Source organism: Keratinibaculum paraultunense (genome assembly GCF_016767175.1).
In the GTDB taxonomy this organism is placed as follows: domain Bacteria; phylum Bacillota; class Clostridia; order Tissierellales; family Tepidimicrobiaceae; genus Keratinibaculum; species Keratinibaculum paraultunense.
Genome location: NZ_CP068564.1, coordinates 495,012 through 511,427, shown reverse-complemented (window position 1 = coordinate 511,427; position 16,416 = coordinate 495,012). Strand labels below are relative to the sequence as shown.

The following is a 16,416-nucleotide window of genomic DNA, read 5'->3' as shown; positions in this document are numbered from 1 at the left end:
TTAACACCTCTTTCTAGTCCATTACATTTAACAATTTAAAATATCCATATTGTTCTTCTGGAGCATTTCTTAAAGCATCTTCTTTTGATAAGCCTTCCTCTACTACATCTTCCCTTAAAAGTTGCATATTATAATTTATAAAATAGGTTGGTGCTACATTCTCTGTATTTACTTCTCCCAACTTATCAACACAATTAATAATCTCTGTAAATTCTTCTATAATTTTTTTCGCCTCATCTTCAGTAAATTTTAACTTACACATTTCAGATATATACATTATATCCTCTATACTAATCATAATCATTACCTCCTTTACTATCTCCTATTTTATCATGGAAAATAAGAAAAACCAATTTGTTTAAAATTAGGCAAATAACTATCAAAAAAGGTGCCAGGCACCTTTTTTGATAGTTATTTATTGGATATGAGTTGTTTTAATTTTTCTTCATCTATTATCTCGATGCCTAATTCCAATGCTTTTTCATATTTACTACCTGGATTTTCTCCTACTATTACATAATCAGTTTTATTACTAACAGAGTTAGTCACCTTACCTCCTAGTTTTTCAATTAGATCCTTTAATTCTTTTCTAGTATAACCTTCTATAGTACCTGTAATAACTACTGTTTTATTGGTAAAAGGCGATTCTTTCACTTTTATATCTTGATATCTAGGATTAACTCCTTCTGATAACAATTTATCTAATCCTTGTAATATTCTTTCATCATGAAAAAATTCTATTATGTTTTCAGCTGTTTTAGGTCCTATATCTGGTATAGTGAGGAGTTCCTCATAAGTAGCGTTTTTAAGTTTTTCTAAGGATTTAAAATGATCTGCTAAGTCTCGAGCTGTTTTTATTCCTACATTTCTAATACCTAAAGCATATATAAATGCATCTAGTGTAACATCCTTACTTCTTTCTATTGCATCAAGCAAGTTTCTAGCTTTTTTATCTTTAAATCCTTCTAACTTTATTAAATCTTCATATTTTATTTCATATATATCTGCTATATCTTTCAAATTTAATTCTTCAAATAGTTTTTCTGCAGTCTTTTCATTAAATCCTTCAATATTCATAGCATCTCTACTGGCAAAATGAACCATTCTAGAAACTAGCTGAGGTTTACATGTTAAAGAATTAGGGCAAAAAATATGAACTCCATCCTGAATTAACTCACTATTGCATGCAGGACAATGGGTAGGTTTTTTTATTTCCTTTGTTTCCTCATTGGTATCTACAACCCCCATTATTTCTGGAATTACTTCATTAGATCTTCTAACTAAAACTCTAGAATTAATTTTTACTCCCTTTCTTTGAATATCATCAAAATTATTTAATGTTGCTCTTCTTATAGTAGCACCACCAATTTCCACTGGTTCCAATATAGCAGTAGGGGTAACTTTACCTGTTCTACCTACATTCCATTCCACATCAATTAATTTTGTAGTAACCTCCTCTGCTTCAAACTTATACGCTATAGCCCAGCGGGGAAATTTGGTTGTGTAACCTAACACCTCTCTAGTTTTTATATCATTTATTTTTATAACTGCTCCATCAGTTAATATATCCAAATGATGCCGTCTTTCTTCTATCTTTTCAATCTCTTCTATAACCTCATCTATATTTTGACATTCTGAAGCATAATTATATACAGGCAACCTATTATCTTTTAAAAATTGTAACATTTCCATATGGGTTTTAAACTCCTTGCCTTCTATGTATCCTACGTTATAAAAATATGCTACTAATTTTCTTTCAGCTGTAACCCTAGGATCTAAATTTCTCAATGCACCTGCTGCAGCATTTCTTGCGTTTTTTAAAGGTTCCTCAGCTTTTTTATTATATTCTTCAAGGACAGATAAGGGCATAAGCCCTTCTCCTTGAACTTCCATTAATCCTTTATACTCTATTTTTAGTGGTATTGATTTTATTGTCTTTATCTGGGGAAGTATAGCTTCACCAACTATCCCATTTCCCCTAGTTGCACCTTGTACCAATTTCCCATCTTCATAGGTTACATTTATGGTTAAACCATCAAATTTATATTCTACTACATAGGTAGGGGATGGCAGCTTATTTTCATTTTTGCTATTGTATTCATCTATTAAACGTCTAACCCTATTATCCCAATTTCTCAATTCCCCATAATTTTGACATTTGTCCAAACTCCAAAGTCTTCCCAAATGAGTATGTTTTTCAAATTTATCAAGTATCTCTCCACCAACTCTTTGAGTAGGAGAATATGGATAAACCACTCCTGTTTCCTTCTCTAACCTTACCAATTCATCATATAATTCATCATATTCCTTATCACTTACTTTAGGATTATCCAATGTATAGTAGTAATAATTTAACTCATTTATAATATCTATAAGTTCTTCCATCCTTTTAAGTTTATCTTCCATACTACTAATCTCCTTTCACAATTTCTATGGGAGCAATAGAAAGCAATAATCGTTTTAAACCTATTGGTTCGTTAAAAGCAATAACTAGTTCCTTATCTTCATCCTTATTTTTTATTTGTACAACAGTACCTATCCCCCATTTTTTGTGATTTACTTTAGTGCCTACTTGTACCTTATCTTTATTTTCTTGAGATTTAACTGTATTATTTTTTCTCCTTTTAGTACGATCTACTATATTTACTAATCGTCTTTTATTATTTCCCAAATTACTACTTTCTTCCGTTGTAGTAATTAAATTTTTAGGAATTTCATCTATAAATCTAGAAGGTAGGCTATAGCTTGTATTTCCGTATATAGTTCTAATCTTAGCATGAGTTATAAACAATAACTTCTGTGCTCTAGTTATAGCTACATAGCAGAGTCTTCTTTCCTCCTCTAATTCTGATTCATTATCCAATGCTCTAAATATGGGAAATAATCCTTCTTCCATGCCTACTAAAAATACTACAGGAAATTCCAACCCTTTAGCTGAATGTACCGTTAACATTGTAGCTGTATTCTTTAAATCCTCCGTCTTATCAACATCAGAAAGAAGAGATACAGTGGCTAAAAAATCCTCCAAATTGCCTTCTGGATTTTTAACCTCAAAATCTACAGCTACTGATATAAATTCTCTAATATTTTCTAATCTTGTTCTAGACTCTATATCATCCTGTTTCTCCAATTCTTTTATATAGTTCGTTTCCTTTAATACTTCCTCTATAAAATCCTTTATACTCATTTGTTCTTTTATTCTCATTAAATTATTTACAATTTCTACAAATCCTTTTATACTATTTTTAGCTCTAGTAGATAAATCTGGTATATCATCTAATTTTTGAAGTACGCTATATATACTCTCTCCAACTTCATTAGCATATTGTTCAATTTTCCCCATTGTGGCATTGCCAATTCCTCTTTTAGGTACATTTATTATTCGTTTTAATGAAATATCATCAACAGGATTTTGAATTAATTTTAAATAGGCTAATATATCCTTGATTTCTTTCCTATCATAAAATCTTAAACCGCCCACTATCTTATATGGAATACCCCTCTTTATAAATACCTCTTCAAAAGTTCTAGATTGAGCATTAGTCCTATATAATATAGCAAAATCCGATGGCTTATAACCTTCAACCATTAATTTTTCTATCATATTAGCTACAAAATAAGCTTCCTCTTGAGAATCAGGTAAAGTTTCTACTACAACTAAATTACCTTCTTCATTATCCGTCCAAAGACTTTTGTCCTTCCTTTCAGAATTATTTTTTATAACATGATTTGCTACGTTTAATATATTCTTTGTGGAACGATAATTTTGTTCTAACTTTATTATCTTGGTATTTGGAAAATCCTTTTCAAAATTAAGTATATTAGTTATATCCGCACCACGAAACTTGTATATAGATTGATCATCATCTCCCACTACACACAAATTCTTGTGTTTATCAGCTAATAGTCTTATTAATTCATATTGGGATTTGTTTGTATCCTGAAATTCATCCACAAATATATATTTAAACTTCTTTTGATAATAATCCAATACCATTGGATCTGCTCTAAACAATTCCAAAGTTTTAATAATTAAATCATCAAAATCTAATGCATTATTTTGCTTTAGCTTCTTTTGATATAATGCATACAATTCTCCTACATTTCTCCTATAATAATCATTATAATTTTGATTAATATATGTATCAGGAGAAATCATAGCATCTTTCAAAGAACTTATATTTCCCAATATAGACCTTTCTTTATATATATCCTTGTTTAAATTTTGCTCCTTTATACATTCTTTCATTAAGGTTATTTGATCATCCCTATCATATATGGAAAAACTTCTATCATATCCAATTTTATCTATATCCTGCCTCAATATCCTCACACATATAGAATGGAAAGTCCCCATCCATATGTATCCTATATCTCCACCTAGTAATTCTGCTACTCTTTCTTTCATTTCATTAGCAGCTTTATTAGTAAAGGTTATTGCCAAAATATTTCCTGGGAAAATCTTTCTCTCCTCTATTAAATAAGCTATTCTATGAGTTAACACGCGTGTTTTACCACTTCCAGCCCCAGCTAAAATAAGTAAAGGCCCTTCAGGATGAAGAACAGCCTCCTTTTGTCTATCATTCAAACCACTTATATAATCCATTTTGTCACCATCCTATTAAACATTAGTTTCCTTTTTATTATATAATAATGATGAGGTTTTTGCCAAATTAATTATTAATATTATTAAGTTATAAATATGTTCCCAAAAAAATAAAAGCCTAGACTTATAGGCTTATAGGAGACCAAAGACTATAAAAAACCTAAATAAAGAAAAGATAAAAGCTAAAGGGACTATTAACAAACATTCCAGGTTTATCTATTACTTATAAATTAATTAAAAGGTGATACTAATAATTATTCTACCTTGATGCCTGTTATTAATAATTTAAATCAACTATGTTATAATAAAAAATAATTATTGTTTTATAAATCCATCTAATTAAGGAATACATAGAAATTTTTTTGATAAAAATCATAAAAACAAAACCTTTGCTAACATATATTATCTGATGCTAATAATAAAATATTTTACTATGTAGATAAATTTCTCAGTATATACCCTATCTCATCAAATGTAGTATCATATAGTCTTCCATCTATCCTAAATGTGTTCTTGTTTAATACCTCAACTTTTATACCATCTACCTCAAAATAGTTTGCCATTCTCTTTACTATGTGACCTTCCTTTTTAATGTTTTTTAAAATTCTGTATAATTCTACTTCATTCCTATTCTTTAAAGATAGTTCATGTACAGTTTCAGCATTATCAAGTAAATACTTAGTGGTATAAATAAACAATTCTATGCCATACTCTACTGGTTTAATTGGTCCTATTTTTTTTACATATTCCAATTCAAATCTAATATACATTTCATCACTTTTTTTAATTAACTCTTTACACTGACTCCTTTTATATAATCTCATCTTTTTAATCTTCCCATAATAATTTATACCTGCTTCATCACCAAACATTCTTATAGATTGATAAAAAGCAATGTATTCTATACCAGGTCTAACTGTTGACATATATTTTAATGGTATATGGTAGAAATTGTTTTTCACATAAGCTTCTAAATGTCTTTTATCTTTTGTATTTGCTACTAATACATTTTTATATTTAAATCTACTGTCATCATCAACTACATGTCTTATAACTCTTTCTTTAGATTCAATTTCTGATTCAAACAAAATACTCTCTATGTGATTTCTCATTAATTCATAAGTTCCTGGTAGTATTGGAAAAGCTCCAATATTCACTTTATCTATGCTCTTATAATATTTATGATTTGTAAATTTCTTCTCATCAGCATAGGGAAACATTATATATGCTCCGAACGTTTCAAACCTATATTCAAAATCATCCTTCATTTCAGCAACAATTGCATCTCTATATCTATGCATTTCATTAATATCCTCTTCTAGTGGACCAGCTATGCCATCTTTCACATCAATTCTATATTTCGCATCAAATATGTACATCCTATCCCTTTCGCCTTTTTTATTTAAACACAATACCGTGTCTGGTTTTTGTTCGGTAGTTGGTAAGTTTTGATAACTTTTATTATACCAAAGTTCTAGAATTTCACCTTCTTCATTTATATATTCTATCTTCGAAGTCTTATCCTGTAATAAATTAAATGTTAAACCATCATTTGTAGGGGCTATTATTCCATAATCAGTTACCTTATAGCCTAATTCTTTAATAATTTTATCTATTTTTAAGTAACACCAAATCTCATACAGTTTCCATATTTTTTTAGGTGAAATGCTATACAGATCATCTCCCAACGTAAGTCCTTTATTTAAAATCATATAGTATTTATATATCTCTCTATAACCTGGTGCCATTTGAAATACCAAAGTGGTGCTATAAGGATTTTTTAAATCACCAATATCTTTAAAAAAGCTCTTCAAGTGTCCATCTATTTTTTTCTCTATTTTCTCTAGAACCTTATAGTATTCGTTTTCTTTATTATACTCAATTATAATATTATTTTTTATTTTAACTATCTTCTTTTTAAGTCTCATTAAAATATACTTAACATACCTATTCTCAAAAATATCTAAGCTAGTCTTTTTTTCAAGCTCTATAGCCTTAATTGGATAATAATTAACTCCATTAATCTCTATAAATCCTTTATTATCCTTATATAATAATTTAGGATGGCTTCTAAAGAAGTTTATATTATTTTTTGATGGACGCTTAACCATCCAAGGATTAACAACTTTTTCTTCTTGAATTATTGCGTGTTTCGGGCTATTTTCAATCCTTTTAAGCGAATCTTCAAATTTATTATATATGGTTTCTAATATGCTAATAAATTCTACTCCACTTTGTAAATCCGTATCCTTTAAAGTAGCCATGTGAAAAGTAGTACCCAGAAAATCAAAAGCTAAAGCAGATATTTCCTCATTTATTTCATCCATCATAGCCATATAATCCTCTTTATAATCCATCTTAGATGGGAAGACTTCAATAGTCAACGATAGTAACACAGCACTATTTTCTCTTATCTTAAAAGTTGTATATCCTACCTCATTAATGAAATTAAAATTTCCTACTATTACATCTCCATAAGTCTGTAGAGAATTTCTAATTTCATCATCTAAATGATATATTTCAATATCTCTATTCCCCTTTTTATTAAGATATAGTTGATATATTTGATTATCAAAAAAAGAAGGCATCATCTTGTACCCATAATTTATTCCTAAATTGCCAAATCTATCAGACGTTTTCACTATTACATTAATGTCTTCTTGGGCTCTTACAAATAATCCGGCTTCTTGGTTTTGATTTAAATTTAATATGTCTGATTTTAAATTATGGATTTTACCACTTATATACAAGTCAAATTTATCTGACTCTATTATTAAAAGATTTTTATAACCAGTAGGAAGTAAATCCATCTTCATAACCCCTCATCATATGAACAATCTTTTTCGCACTTTGCTTATATCTTGCAAAACTAAGATTTTTTTCCGCTTCATCTATATAAGAGATACTTTCTATTATCTGGTGATCTGGATTGCAAAAATTATATAATTGGATTAATGTTTGTTTAGTTTTATAGTCACTCCCCATGATCGTTGGCAATATTTTTTGCATTAATTGATAATCAAATGCAACATCTTCATCTAACAATTTTAAACAATAATTTTCTAACATATAGAATACTATCTCATCCCTAACCCTATATCCAAAATGTTTATTACTTGATTCTAAAATGGTATTTATCTCAATAATTTTTTTGTTAATTTTATCTACATATGCCTTATCATCTGCAAGTGCATCCTTTATATTTATATATCTTGTCTTTAAGAATTCATTATCAATATTCACAGTTTCAATGTCATTGAAACTAAAGTCTAAAAAATTAAGATTTACATGCGAAAATTCTATCGTATTAGCTCTATCGAGAACTTTTCTACTAAAAGAATAGGTAGTGTCATCCATATTTACGGTTCCAATAATATACAAATTATCAGGAAAATAAAGATGAGAATATTTTTCTACATTTTCATCAAAAATATTATCAGTAATAATGTCTCTATTTTTATTAAATCTTCTAGTTTCTACAATACTCAAGAAATCACTTAAATAATACTCTACCCTTGCTAGATTCATTTCATCTAAACACACAAAATATGGATTCTCTCTATCATTCACAGCTTTATAAATAATCTTAGTAAGCTTACCTGGCACAAATTCATTTTGAAGATTCCAATAACCTATTAATTCAGTAGAATCATTCCAATCTGGCTTAGATAGTGTCAAGTTACTGTAGGAAAAATTTTTTTAAATCTCCCCATATTTTATGAAAAGTGCATAGTTGCTTGTTTCACCAATTTTTTATAAGCTATTTGTTTTTGGGGTCACTAAATTAAGCTATAACATTTTATTTTATTATTCATTATAGCTCTTTCTATATTTAAATTTGTTTGTTACCTACTATTGATTCTTTTTAAGCACCTCTAATGGCTTTTAGTATCTGTCGTTGCCAAGTTCTTCTTCCATCATTTATATAGGGTATATTGTCTATGGTTTCTGCTGATGCTGTTCTTAGTTTCTTCTTTACTACCTTTTTTTCTAACTCTATTATTCTATTTTCCTTTTGCCTTTCTCCTTTTTTCTTACTTAGTAATTCGTATATATCACCACCATTTGCTTTATATACTCTTAAGCGAGCCATTTGATCTGCTCCTACCAAACTCCAACCTAATGGTCTTGAGCTTAATACCTAATGACCTTGAGCTTAATCTAGAGGATAATATATGGCTTATATGACCTTCTGCACTACAACCTATGTATTCTTCCTCATAACCCCTCATTATTGAGTCCCAATGGTTTAATATATATCTTTTACTGTCCTTCACTGCTTCTTTCTTGGCCTGTGATTCTGTTTCTTCTATTATGAAGTTTAGTAATTCTTTTACATGGTCTTTATTACGGTTATTTATATAGCTCCATAATACTTCTATTGTATGAGGCATATGTGCTGTTGCTTTTCTTACATACTTGGATAAATGAAAGTAATCTAGTACGTGTTTACTTCCTTTAATCCAGTTTAGTCCTTCTTTTATCCAGCTTGCTCCATCTCCTGAGATATATATCTTTTCTACCTTATCCATTTCATATGCTTCTTCTAGATAATTAGCAACTTCTAGCCATAATTCTTCACTATTTTTTAATGCGCCTGTAAAGTATCTTTTATTTATTAATTCATATCTTCCTTTTGATTTGTATTTCTTGCCTTCATGGACATAGATTAATTTTATTTTTTTATTTTTCCCATTTTGCAATGCTACATGGTCTTCGTCTGCTTCTATATAGATTGTTTTTACTTGTTTCTTTTTAGTTGGCAATTTCGCTTCGTCATTTTCTACTTCTCCTAGCTTTCTTATGGTGTTCATTACTGTTTGTTTTGTTACTTGTACATTACTTGAGGCTCTTTTACCTGATTTCTCATAGGATGTTTCTATAGCTTCTTTTACTATCATTGTTCCTATTTCATCCAATGATTTTTTAGTATTTATTATGAATCTTGATATATCCCTGCTATTTAACATCAAATCCTCTATATTATTATTGAAATCTCTAGTGATTTTTTCTATAATTTCGTGTATAATTGTATTTATAAGAATAGCCTCCTTTATTATGATTTTTGTTTTTGACACTTCTATCATAACATATGGGGCTATTCTTTTTTGTGTTTTTTCCTACAATTATTTTACACTAACATGGGCAATTTTATTTATACGCTTTAAGAAAAAATTTTGGGTCTAATCATTGAAATCATCTCCTTCTCTAAATATAAGCAACTTTCCATCGACCCCCAGGGGGTTTTGCACTATTGAGGGTCGATAGATATAACTATGTCTAGATATCTCTGCTTACATAAGTTCTATCTTTTATCACTTTTTATGCTCTTAAAGGTTTTAAAGATATGGTAGAGTGTTTGTTCTTTGGTTCATAGAATCTAGCATATACTTTCGCAGTAAATTCTGACATATTGTTCTTCAACAAAAATCAAAGCCGCAATACTCCTGCGGCTTTGATAATCTAAAAACTTTAATAAGCTTTTTTGTATATGTTTAGCACATCTTCATAATCTAAAGGCTTGAAGTTCCCTATTTTTTTACCATCATTATTATCTATAGCAGCCTTAGCCATCTTTTCTAGGTCTTCTTCTTTAATTCCTACTTCCCTCAAGGACATTGGGATCTCTAGGGATTTAAAGAACTCTCTTGTTTTTTGAATAGCTAGCTTTGCAATTTCGTATTTATCCATATTCCTATCAATATCCCATACATTTACTCCATATTCTACAAACTTATCCACTCTCTCATCATCTAGCACATATTCCATCCAGGCTGGAGTTAATATGGCTAAACCTATACCATGGGTAATATCATAAAAGGCAGATAGTTCGTGTTCTATAGGGTGGACACTCCATTGTGAATCTTTTCCATAGGAAAGTAAGCCATTTATGGCCCAGCTGGAAGCCCACATGATATTAGCCCTTGCCTCATAGTTTTCTGGCTCTTCAAAGGCTATTTTGCCGTATTTGATACAAGTCTTTAGTATGGCTTCTGCAAATCTATCTTGCAGGTAGGCTCCATCGTTCAGTGTAAAATAGTTTTCGAAAGTGTGGCTCATTATATCAGCAATTCCAGCAGCTGTTTGTACCTTAGGAACGGTAAATGTATAAGTTGGGTCTAGTATGGAAAACTTAGGAGCCATGGATATGTGGTCAAAAGATAGCTTCTGTTTAGTTTCTAAGTTGGAAATAACAGCTCCTCTATCCATTTCAGAACCAGTGGCAGCCAGTGTCAGTATTGTACCTAAGGGTAGAGCATCTACAACTTCAGCCTTCTTTATTACCAAGTCCCAGGGATCTCCATCATAGTAATAGCCAGCAGCTATTGCCTTGGAGCAGTCAATGGTGCTTCCTCCTCCAACAGCCAGTATAAAATCTATGTTATTTTCCCTAACTATTTTGATTCCTTCCCTTACACTATCTATTCTAGGGTTAGGTTCTATGCCTGATAGTTCCCAGAAGGGGATATGGTTATCCTTTAGTATATCTACTACTTCCTGATAAAGTCCTATCCTCTTAATACTTCCTCCACCATAAGTTAGAAGGACCCTTGTGCCGTACTTTTTAATCTCATCTGCCAATACCTTAATTTGGCCTTTTCCAAAAAATATTTCTGTAGGTATGGAATAATGGAAATTTTTCATTTTACGCCTCCTATGTTGTTTTGTAGTCTACTACATACTGGCCCATAACTTCCAGTAATCTATAGCAAGTATATTATACCATGCTTATCCTATTTCTACACACAGCCACATAAATTAGAAAGTTTTATATCCATAGTAAATTTACATTCTCCATCCATAGTATTATAAATATCTAATATGAGCTTGTGTATCTTATCCTTGTCCCCTCTTATGGTAGTAGACATTATTCCCACTTGGTATTCTAAATTATAAGATTTGATTATTTCTAAAACTTTGTCTATATGGGGAATATAGTCTTCAGTACCAATAGGTACGAAGGCTATTTCACAAGAAGCTATTTTTTCCACAGGGCACATATAAATCCTCCCCTTTTCCCTTCTTTAGACAATTCCCTTTCTTTTTCCATGGAGATATATTCTTCCTCTATAGTAGGAGGAATGAATAGGCATTCCTTAATGTCTACTAAATGGTCCTTTTTATAGCTTTTCATATCTTCTACAGTTTTAAAATTTGCATACTTGAACACAGAATTTTCCTGGAACTCTTTAGATAAATACATTTCTCCCCAGGCACTGTCTTTATTGATAGTGCCTATTAATAAATAGCCATTAGGCTTGAGCACCCTAAACATTTCTTCTATAGCCTTTTCTGGATCCTTTAGAAATTCAAAAGCTGTAACTGATATTACTCCATCAAAGCAGTTATCCTCAAATTTCATATCATATACATCCATATTGTAGAATTTTATATTCAGGCCTTCCTTCTTAGCCTTCTCTTCTGCAACTTTAAGCATCTCCTTGGATACATCTATGCCTACTACTTCACAGCCCATCTTAGCTAGCTTTATGCTAAAATTCCCTGTACCGCATCCAACATCCAAAACCTTCATACCCTACCCATGTGGTAGAAAAGGAACATTTTAAATGGTACCATAAAGCCTATTCACAGGATAGGATACTATTTGAAAATCCCTGGTCTAAGGTCTTTAATGAAGAAAAAGTTTTAGCCAGATACAATTATTCAAAACAAGAAAATGATGAAGAAATTGGATATTTCGGTAATACTAATCCCGCATTTGAAACGGATATAATAGTGCCTAATAAGGTAGCCTACTTAAAAATCCATGTCATGGACGGTGGCCGGGTTGAAGAAGATGGAAAGGAAATAAGGAAGTTCTACGAAGAAATAAAGGATTATGAAAAGCTGATAATAGATATCAGGGGAAATTCTGGCGGCAGTGACCATTATTGGCAAGCCAATGTTATTTCCCCCTTAGCTAAGGAGCCAATTTCCGTCAGCAATTATCTATTAGTCAGAGGAGATTATGGTAACCCCTTTTACAGATCACGGGGCATAAAGCTAAAACCCATATCCCATTTAGATCAGGATATTTTAAAAAAGATGCCAGAGGAAGTAGAAAGGAATTTTCAAAGATATTGGAAGGTTACCAAAACCATAAAACCTAAAGACCCTATAGATTTTAGGGGTAAAATATATCTGTTGGTTGATTATAGGGTTTATTCTTCCTCGGAAAGCTTTGCAGCCTTCTGCAAGGATAGCGGATTTGCTACCCTGGTAGGTGAAACCACTGGTGGGGATGGCATTGGTATTGACCCCTTATTCTTTTCACTACCAAATAGCGGAATAGTAATAAGGTTTAGTTCTATGATGGCTTTAAATGGGGATTTTACCATTAACGAAGAAGTTAAAACCACACCCCATGTAAAGGTAAGTGCTGTCCCAAGTAAGGATTATAGGTATGATAAGGCTATTCAGTATGTATTAAATGAAAACTAAGTCGATATCGACTTAGTTTTCATTAATGGCTTTTAATTTTTCTAATATCTTCTTATACTCCTTATCCAATGCCTCTATATCCTCATCTTTATCTGCCATTGAAAGCTTTCCCAGTATTTCGGATAACCTATATTGAAGGATTGCCTTTTCCTCTGCTAATTTCTTTTCATCCATATCCACTGGCCTATTCTTTCTATTTTCCAATTCCTTTAATCTGCCATTAAAGGTTTTTATTCTATGATTCTCAATATAGATAATATTATCTGCAATTTTATCTATAAATCTCCTGTCATGGGATACGAATAAAATAGTTCCTTCATATTCTATTAAAGCCTCTTCTACAGCTTCTATGGAGTAAATATCCAAATAATTGGTCGGTTCATCTAATATCAGCATATTAAAATCAGAGCTTAATATTTTCGCTAGTGAAACCTTAACCCTTTCCCCACCGCTTAATACCTTTACCTTCTTGTACACATCTTCCCTCTTAAATAATAATCTGGCTAGCATAATCCTTATGGTGGTCTCATCATAAATACTCGTTTCCATTATGTTTTCTATTATAGATTTATTCTCATCTAATATGCTTAAATCCTGACTAAAATATCCTATTTTTGCTTTACGGGATATTTTAATACCCTTTTCCTCATTCATTATCATGTTTAGTAAAGTAGTTTTTCCACTACCGTTATCCCCTATAAGAGCAGTTTTACTGCCATTATAAATTTGAAAATTCCCCTTCTTAAATAATGTTCTCTTACCAAAGGATTTATTTATATCTTGACCTTCTATAAGGATCTTTGTGTGAATTTCGTCTCCCAATATATCTACCCTTACTTTTTCTATATCCTTTACCTTCTCCTTCACCTCTAACTTTTCTAACCTGCTTTGTATAGCCTTTGCTTTTTTCTCTAAGCTCCTCTTTGCGCTCTGATTTCCCATTTTATGAAGTCTAGCTTCTGAAATTCCCATCCGTCTTGGTGTTTTCTTAATACTTCTAGACTTGTTTTTGGTTTCAATGATTGCCCTTTCTAATCTCCTTTTCTCCTTAATATACTTTTCATATTCTAATTCCTTAGTTTTTCTTTCCAGCTCCTTCTGTTCTTTGTAGTCAGAGTAATTCCCATCATATAATTTTACATGACCATCTTCAATTTCCAAAATCTTATTACATACCCTATCTAGTAAATCCCTGTCATGGGAAACTATTAACAAGGCATTATCGAAATTTAATAACTTTTCTAGCAGCATATTAATTCCATCTAAATCCAGATTAGATGTAGGCTCATCTGCAAGAAGCAGGCTGCAATCTTTGGAAAAAGCTTCAGCTATTTTTAGTCTGGTCAATTCTCCCCCACTCATATAGGATCTCTTTTTACCTTTCAATCCAAATTCTGATATATACTTTCCGTGGGCTATTTCTGCATTTCCATATTCCAACTGTTTGATATAGGATATATTCCCAAAAGTTCTTATAAATCCTTCATCTGGCAATACCTCTTTGGAAATCAAGTTTAACAAAGTGGTTTTCCCACTGCCATTTAAACCAACTATTCCTACCTTATCTTCCCTATATATTTTTAAATCCTTAATATCTAGAATCAACCTGTCTCCATAATATTTTTTCAGCTTACTAATATCTAAAACAAGCATAAAAAAACCCTCCTTATATAGGAAGGGATTAATTATCATTTATAATAAAATATAGAAATTATACATTGGCAAAGTTATACTAATGTTTATAGAAATATATAATAAATGATAAATTTAATCGCCTTCCGAACATCTTTCAACAACAATAAAGCCTATTAAAATAGGCAGTTTAAGACTTAGATTAAAATGTTCTAAATAGTGAAGGCTTACATTCTCATTATTATATATTTCCATCCTTTCTTACTTACTTACCAATATTTTATCAAATTTTTATTGAAACTTCAATAATTTAGAGTAAATAAGATAGTGTCAAGTTACTGTAGGAAAAATTTTTTTAAATCTCCCCATATTTTATGAAAAGTGCATAGTTGCTTGTTTCACCAATTTTTTATAAGCTATTTGTTTTTGGGGTCACTAAATTAAGCTATAACATTTTATTTTATTATTCATTATAGCTCTTTCTATATTTAAATTTGTTTGTTGCCTACTATTGATTCTTTTTAAGCACCTCTAATGGCTTTTAGTATCTGTCGTTGCCAAGTTCTTCTTCCATCATTTATATAGGGTATATTGTCTATGGTTTCTGCTGATGCTGTTCTTAGTTTCTTCTTTACTACCTTTTTTTCTAGCTCTATTTTTCTATTTTCCTTTTGCCTTTCTCCTTTTTTCTTACTTAGTAATTCGTATATATCACCACCATTTGCTTTATATACTCTTAAGCGAGCCATTTGATCTGCTCCTACCAAACTCCAACCTAATGGCCTTGAGCTTAATCTAGAGGATAATATATGGCTTATATGACCTTCTGCACTACAACCTATGTATTCTTCCTCATAACCCCTCATTATTGAGTCCCAATGGTTTAATATATATCTTTTACTGTCCTTCACTGCTTCTTTCTTGGTCTGTGATTCTGTTTCTTCTATTATGAAGTTTAGTAATTCTTTTACATGGTCTTTATTACGGTTATTTATATAGCTCCATAATACTTCTATTGTATGAGGCATATGTGCTGTTGCTTTTCTTACATACTTGGATAAATGAAAGTAATCTAGTACGTGTTTACTTCCTTTAATCCAGTTTAGTCCTTCTTTTATCCAGCTTGCTCCATCTCCTGAGATATATATCTTTTCTACCTTATCCATTTCATATGCTTCTTCTAGATAATTAGCAACTTCTAGCCATAATTCTTCACTATTTTTTAATGCGCCTGTAAAGTATCTTTTATTTATTAATTCATATCTTCCTTTTGATTTGTATTTCTTGCCTTCATGGACATAGATTAATTTTATTTTTTTATTTTTCCCATTTTGCAATGCTACATGGTCTTCGTCTGCTTCTATATAGATTGTTTTTACTTGTTTCTTTTTAGTTGGCAATTTCGCTTCGTCATTTTCTACTTCTCCTAGCTTTCTTATGGTGTTCATTACTGTTTGTTTTGTTACTTGTACATTACTTGAGGCTCTTTTACCTGATTTCTCATAGGATGTTTCTATAGCTTCTTTTACTATCATTGTTCCTATTTCATCCAATGATTTTTTAGTATTTATTATGAATCTTGATATATCCCTGCTATTTAACATCAAATCCTCTATATTATTATTGAAATCTCTAGTGATTTTTTCTATAATTTCGTGTATAATTGTATTTATAAGAATAGCCTCCTTTATTATGATTTTTGTTTTTGACACTTCTATCATAACATATGGGGCTAT

Annotated in this window: 13 protein-coding genes; 1 reads left to right on the top strand and 12 read right to left on the bottom strand. The window is 30.7% G+C overall.

What is annotated here, in order from left to right; genetic code table 11:
* Window positions 1-13 precede the first annotated feature (13 nt).
* The 10 genes from gatC to JL105_RS02275 all read right to left on the bottom strand — a co-directional run bounded on the left by gatC (window position 14) and on the right by JL105_RS02275 (window position 12,140).
* Window positions 14-298, bottom strand: a complete 285-nt coding sequence (gene gatC / locus JL105_RS02320; RefSeq protein WP_158279979.1) for an Asp-tRNA(Asn)/Glu-tRNA(Gln) amidotransferase subunit GatC — start codon at window positions 296-298, stop codon at window positions 14-16.
* A 113-nt stretch (window positions 299-411) separates the two neighbouring features.
* Window positions 412-2,406, bottom strand: coding sequence for an NAD-dependent DNA ligase LigA (ligA, locus tag JL105_RS02315; RefSeq protein ID WP_132026301.1), 1,995 nt, complete (start codon window positions 2,404-2,406; stop codon window positions 412-414).
* Between the two features lie 4 nt (window positions 2,407-2,410).
* Entirely contained in the window at window positions 2,411-4,606 is a 2,196-nt protein-coding gene (gene pcrA, locus JL105_RS02310; protein WP_132026299.1) for a DNA helicase PcrA, read from the bottom strand.
* A gap of 431 nt (window positions 4,607-5,037) precedes the next feature.
* A complete protein-coding gene (locus JL105_RS02305) occupies window positions 5,038-7,416 on the bottom strand; it encodes a restriction endonuclease-like protein (RefSeq protein WP_158279978.1) in 2,379 nt (792 codons plus the stop codon).
* A complete protein-coding gene (locus tag JL105_RS02300; protein ID WP_132026295.1) occupies window positions 7,391-8,284 on the bottom strand; it encodes a hypothetical protein in 894 nt (297 codons plus the stop codon). Before JL105_RS02300 ends, JL105_RS02305 begins: the two co-directional genes overlap by 26 nt.
* A gap of 187 nt (window positions 8,285-8,471) precedes the next feature.
* Window positions 8,472-8,699 (bottom strand): hypothetical protein, encoded by a 228-nt coding sequence (locus JL105_RS11515; protein ID WP_273542368.1) that lies wholly within the window; start codon window positions 8,697-8,699, stop codon window positions 8,472-8,474.
* Complete coding sequence (locus tag JL105_RS02290) at window positions 8,677-9,693, bottom strand: ISLre2 family transposase (protein WP_202690584.1); 1,017 nt, start codon at window positions 9,691-9,693, stop codon at window positions 8,677-8,679. The genes JL105_RS11515 and JL105_RS02290 overlap by 23 nt, the downstream gene beginning before the upstream one ends.
* 385 nt (window positions 9,694-10,078) lie before the next feature.
* Window positions 10,079-11,251, bottom strand: a complete 1,173-nt coding sequence (locus JL105_RS02285) for an iron-containing alcohol dehydrogenase (RefSeq protein ID WP_202690583.1) — start codon at window positions 11,249-11,251, stop codon at window positions 10,079-10,081.
* 95 nt (window positions 11,252-11,346) lie between these two features.
* A complete protein-coding gene (locus JL105_RS02280; protein ID WP_132029770.1) occupies window positions 11,347-11,607 on the bottom strand; it encodes a YkoF family thiamine/hydroxymethylpyrimidine-binding protein in 261 nt (86 codons plus the stop codon).
* The gene (locus tag JL105_RS02275; RefSeq protein ID WP_202690582.1) at window positions 11,586-12,140 is read right to left on the bottom strand and encodes a class I SAM-dependent methyltransferase; all 555 of its coding nucleotides are present in this window, start codon (window positions 12,138-12,140) and stop codon (window positions 11,586-11,588) included. The genes JL105_RS02280 and JL105_RS02275 overlap by 22 nt, the downstream gene beginning before the upstream one ends.
* A gap of 11 nt (window positions 12,141-12,151) precedes the next feature.
* Between JL105_RS02275 and JL105_RS02270 the strand changes: the two genes are divergently transcribed.
* Window positions 12,152-13,048 carry a S41 family peptidase gene (locus tag JL105_RS02270; protein ID WP_132029751.1) on the top strand — a complete coding sequence of 299 codons (897 nt, stop codon included), beginning with the start codon at window positions 12,152-12,154 and terminating at the stop codon, window positions 13,046-13,048.
* A 12-nt stretch (window positions 13,049-13,060) separates the two neighbouring features.
* On the opposite strand, the gene abc-f is transcribed toward JL105_RS02270, so the two are convergent.
* Window positions 13,061-14,701, bottom strand: a complete 1,641-nt coding sequence (gene abc-f / locus JL105_RS02265; RefSeq protein WP_132029749.1) for a ribosomal protection-like ABC-F family protein — start codon at window positions 14,699-14,701, stop codon at window positions 13,061-13,063.
* A gap of 500 nt (window positions 14,702-15,201) precedes the next feature.
* Entirely contained in the window at window positions 15,202-16,401 is a 1,200-nt protein-coding gene (locus tag JL105_RS02260; protein WP_202690581.1) for an ISLre2 family transposase, read from the bottom strand.
* Between the last annotated feature and the right edge of the window lie 15 nt (window positions 16,402-16,416).

Excerpts from the sequence above, each read along its gene's own strand:
- JL105_RS02260 (WP_202690581.1), bottom strand. The coding sequence starts at position 16,401 with ATGATAGAAGTGTCAAAAACAAAAATCATAATAAAGGAGGCTATTCTT.
- abc-f (WP_132029749.1), bottom strand. The coding sequence starts at position 14,701 with ATGCTTGTTTTAGATATTAGTAAGCTGAAAAAATATTATGGAGACAGG.
- ligA (WP_132026301.1), bottom strand. The coding sequence starts at position 2,406 with ATGGAAGATAAACTTAAAAGGATGGAAGAACTTATAGATATTATAAAT.
- pcrA (WP_132026299.1), bottom strand. The coding sequence starts at position 4,606 with ATGGATTATATAAGTGGTTTGAATGATAGACAAAAGGAGGCTGTTCTT.
- JL105_RS02285 (WP_202690583.1), bottom strand. The coding sequence starts at position 11,251 with ATGAAAAATTTCCATTATTCCATACCTACAGAAATATTTTTTGGAAAA.
- JL105_RS02305 (WP_158279978.1), bottom strand. The coding sequence starts at position 7,416 with ATGGATTTACTTCCTACTGGTTATAAAAATCTTTTAATAATAGAGTCA.
- gatC (WP_158279979.1), bottom strand. The coding sequence starts at position 298 with ATGATTAGTATAGAGGATATAATGTATATATCTGAAATGTGTAAGTTA.
- JL105_RS02290 (WP_202690584.1), bottom strand. The coding sequence starts at position 9,693 with ATGATAGAAGTGTCAAAAACAAAAATCATAATAAAGGAGGCTATTCTT.
- JL105_RS02275 (WP_202690582.1), bottom strand. The coding sequence starts at position 12,140 with ATGAAGGTTTTGGATGTTGGATGCGGTACAGGGAATTTTAGCATAAAG.
- JL105_RS02280 (WP_132029770.1), bottom strand. The coding sequence starts at position 11,607 with ATGTGCCCTGTGGAAAAAATAGCTTCTTGTGAAATAGCCTTCGTACCT.
- JL105_RS11515 (WP_273542368.1), bottom strand. The coding sequence starts at position 8,699 with ATGGCTCGCTTAAGAGTATATAAAGCAAATGGTGGTGATATATACGAA.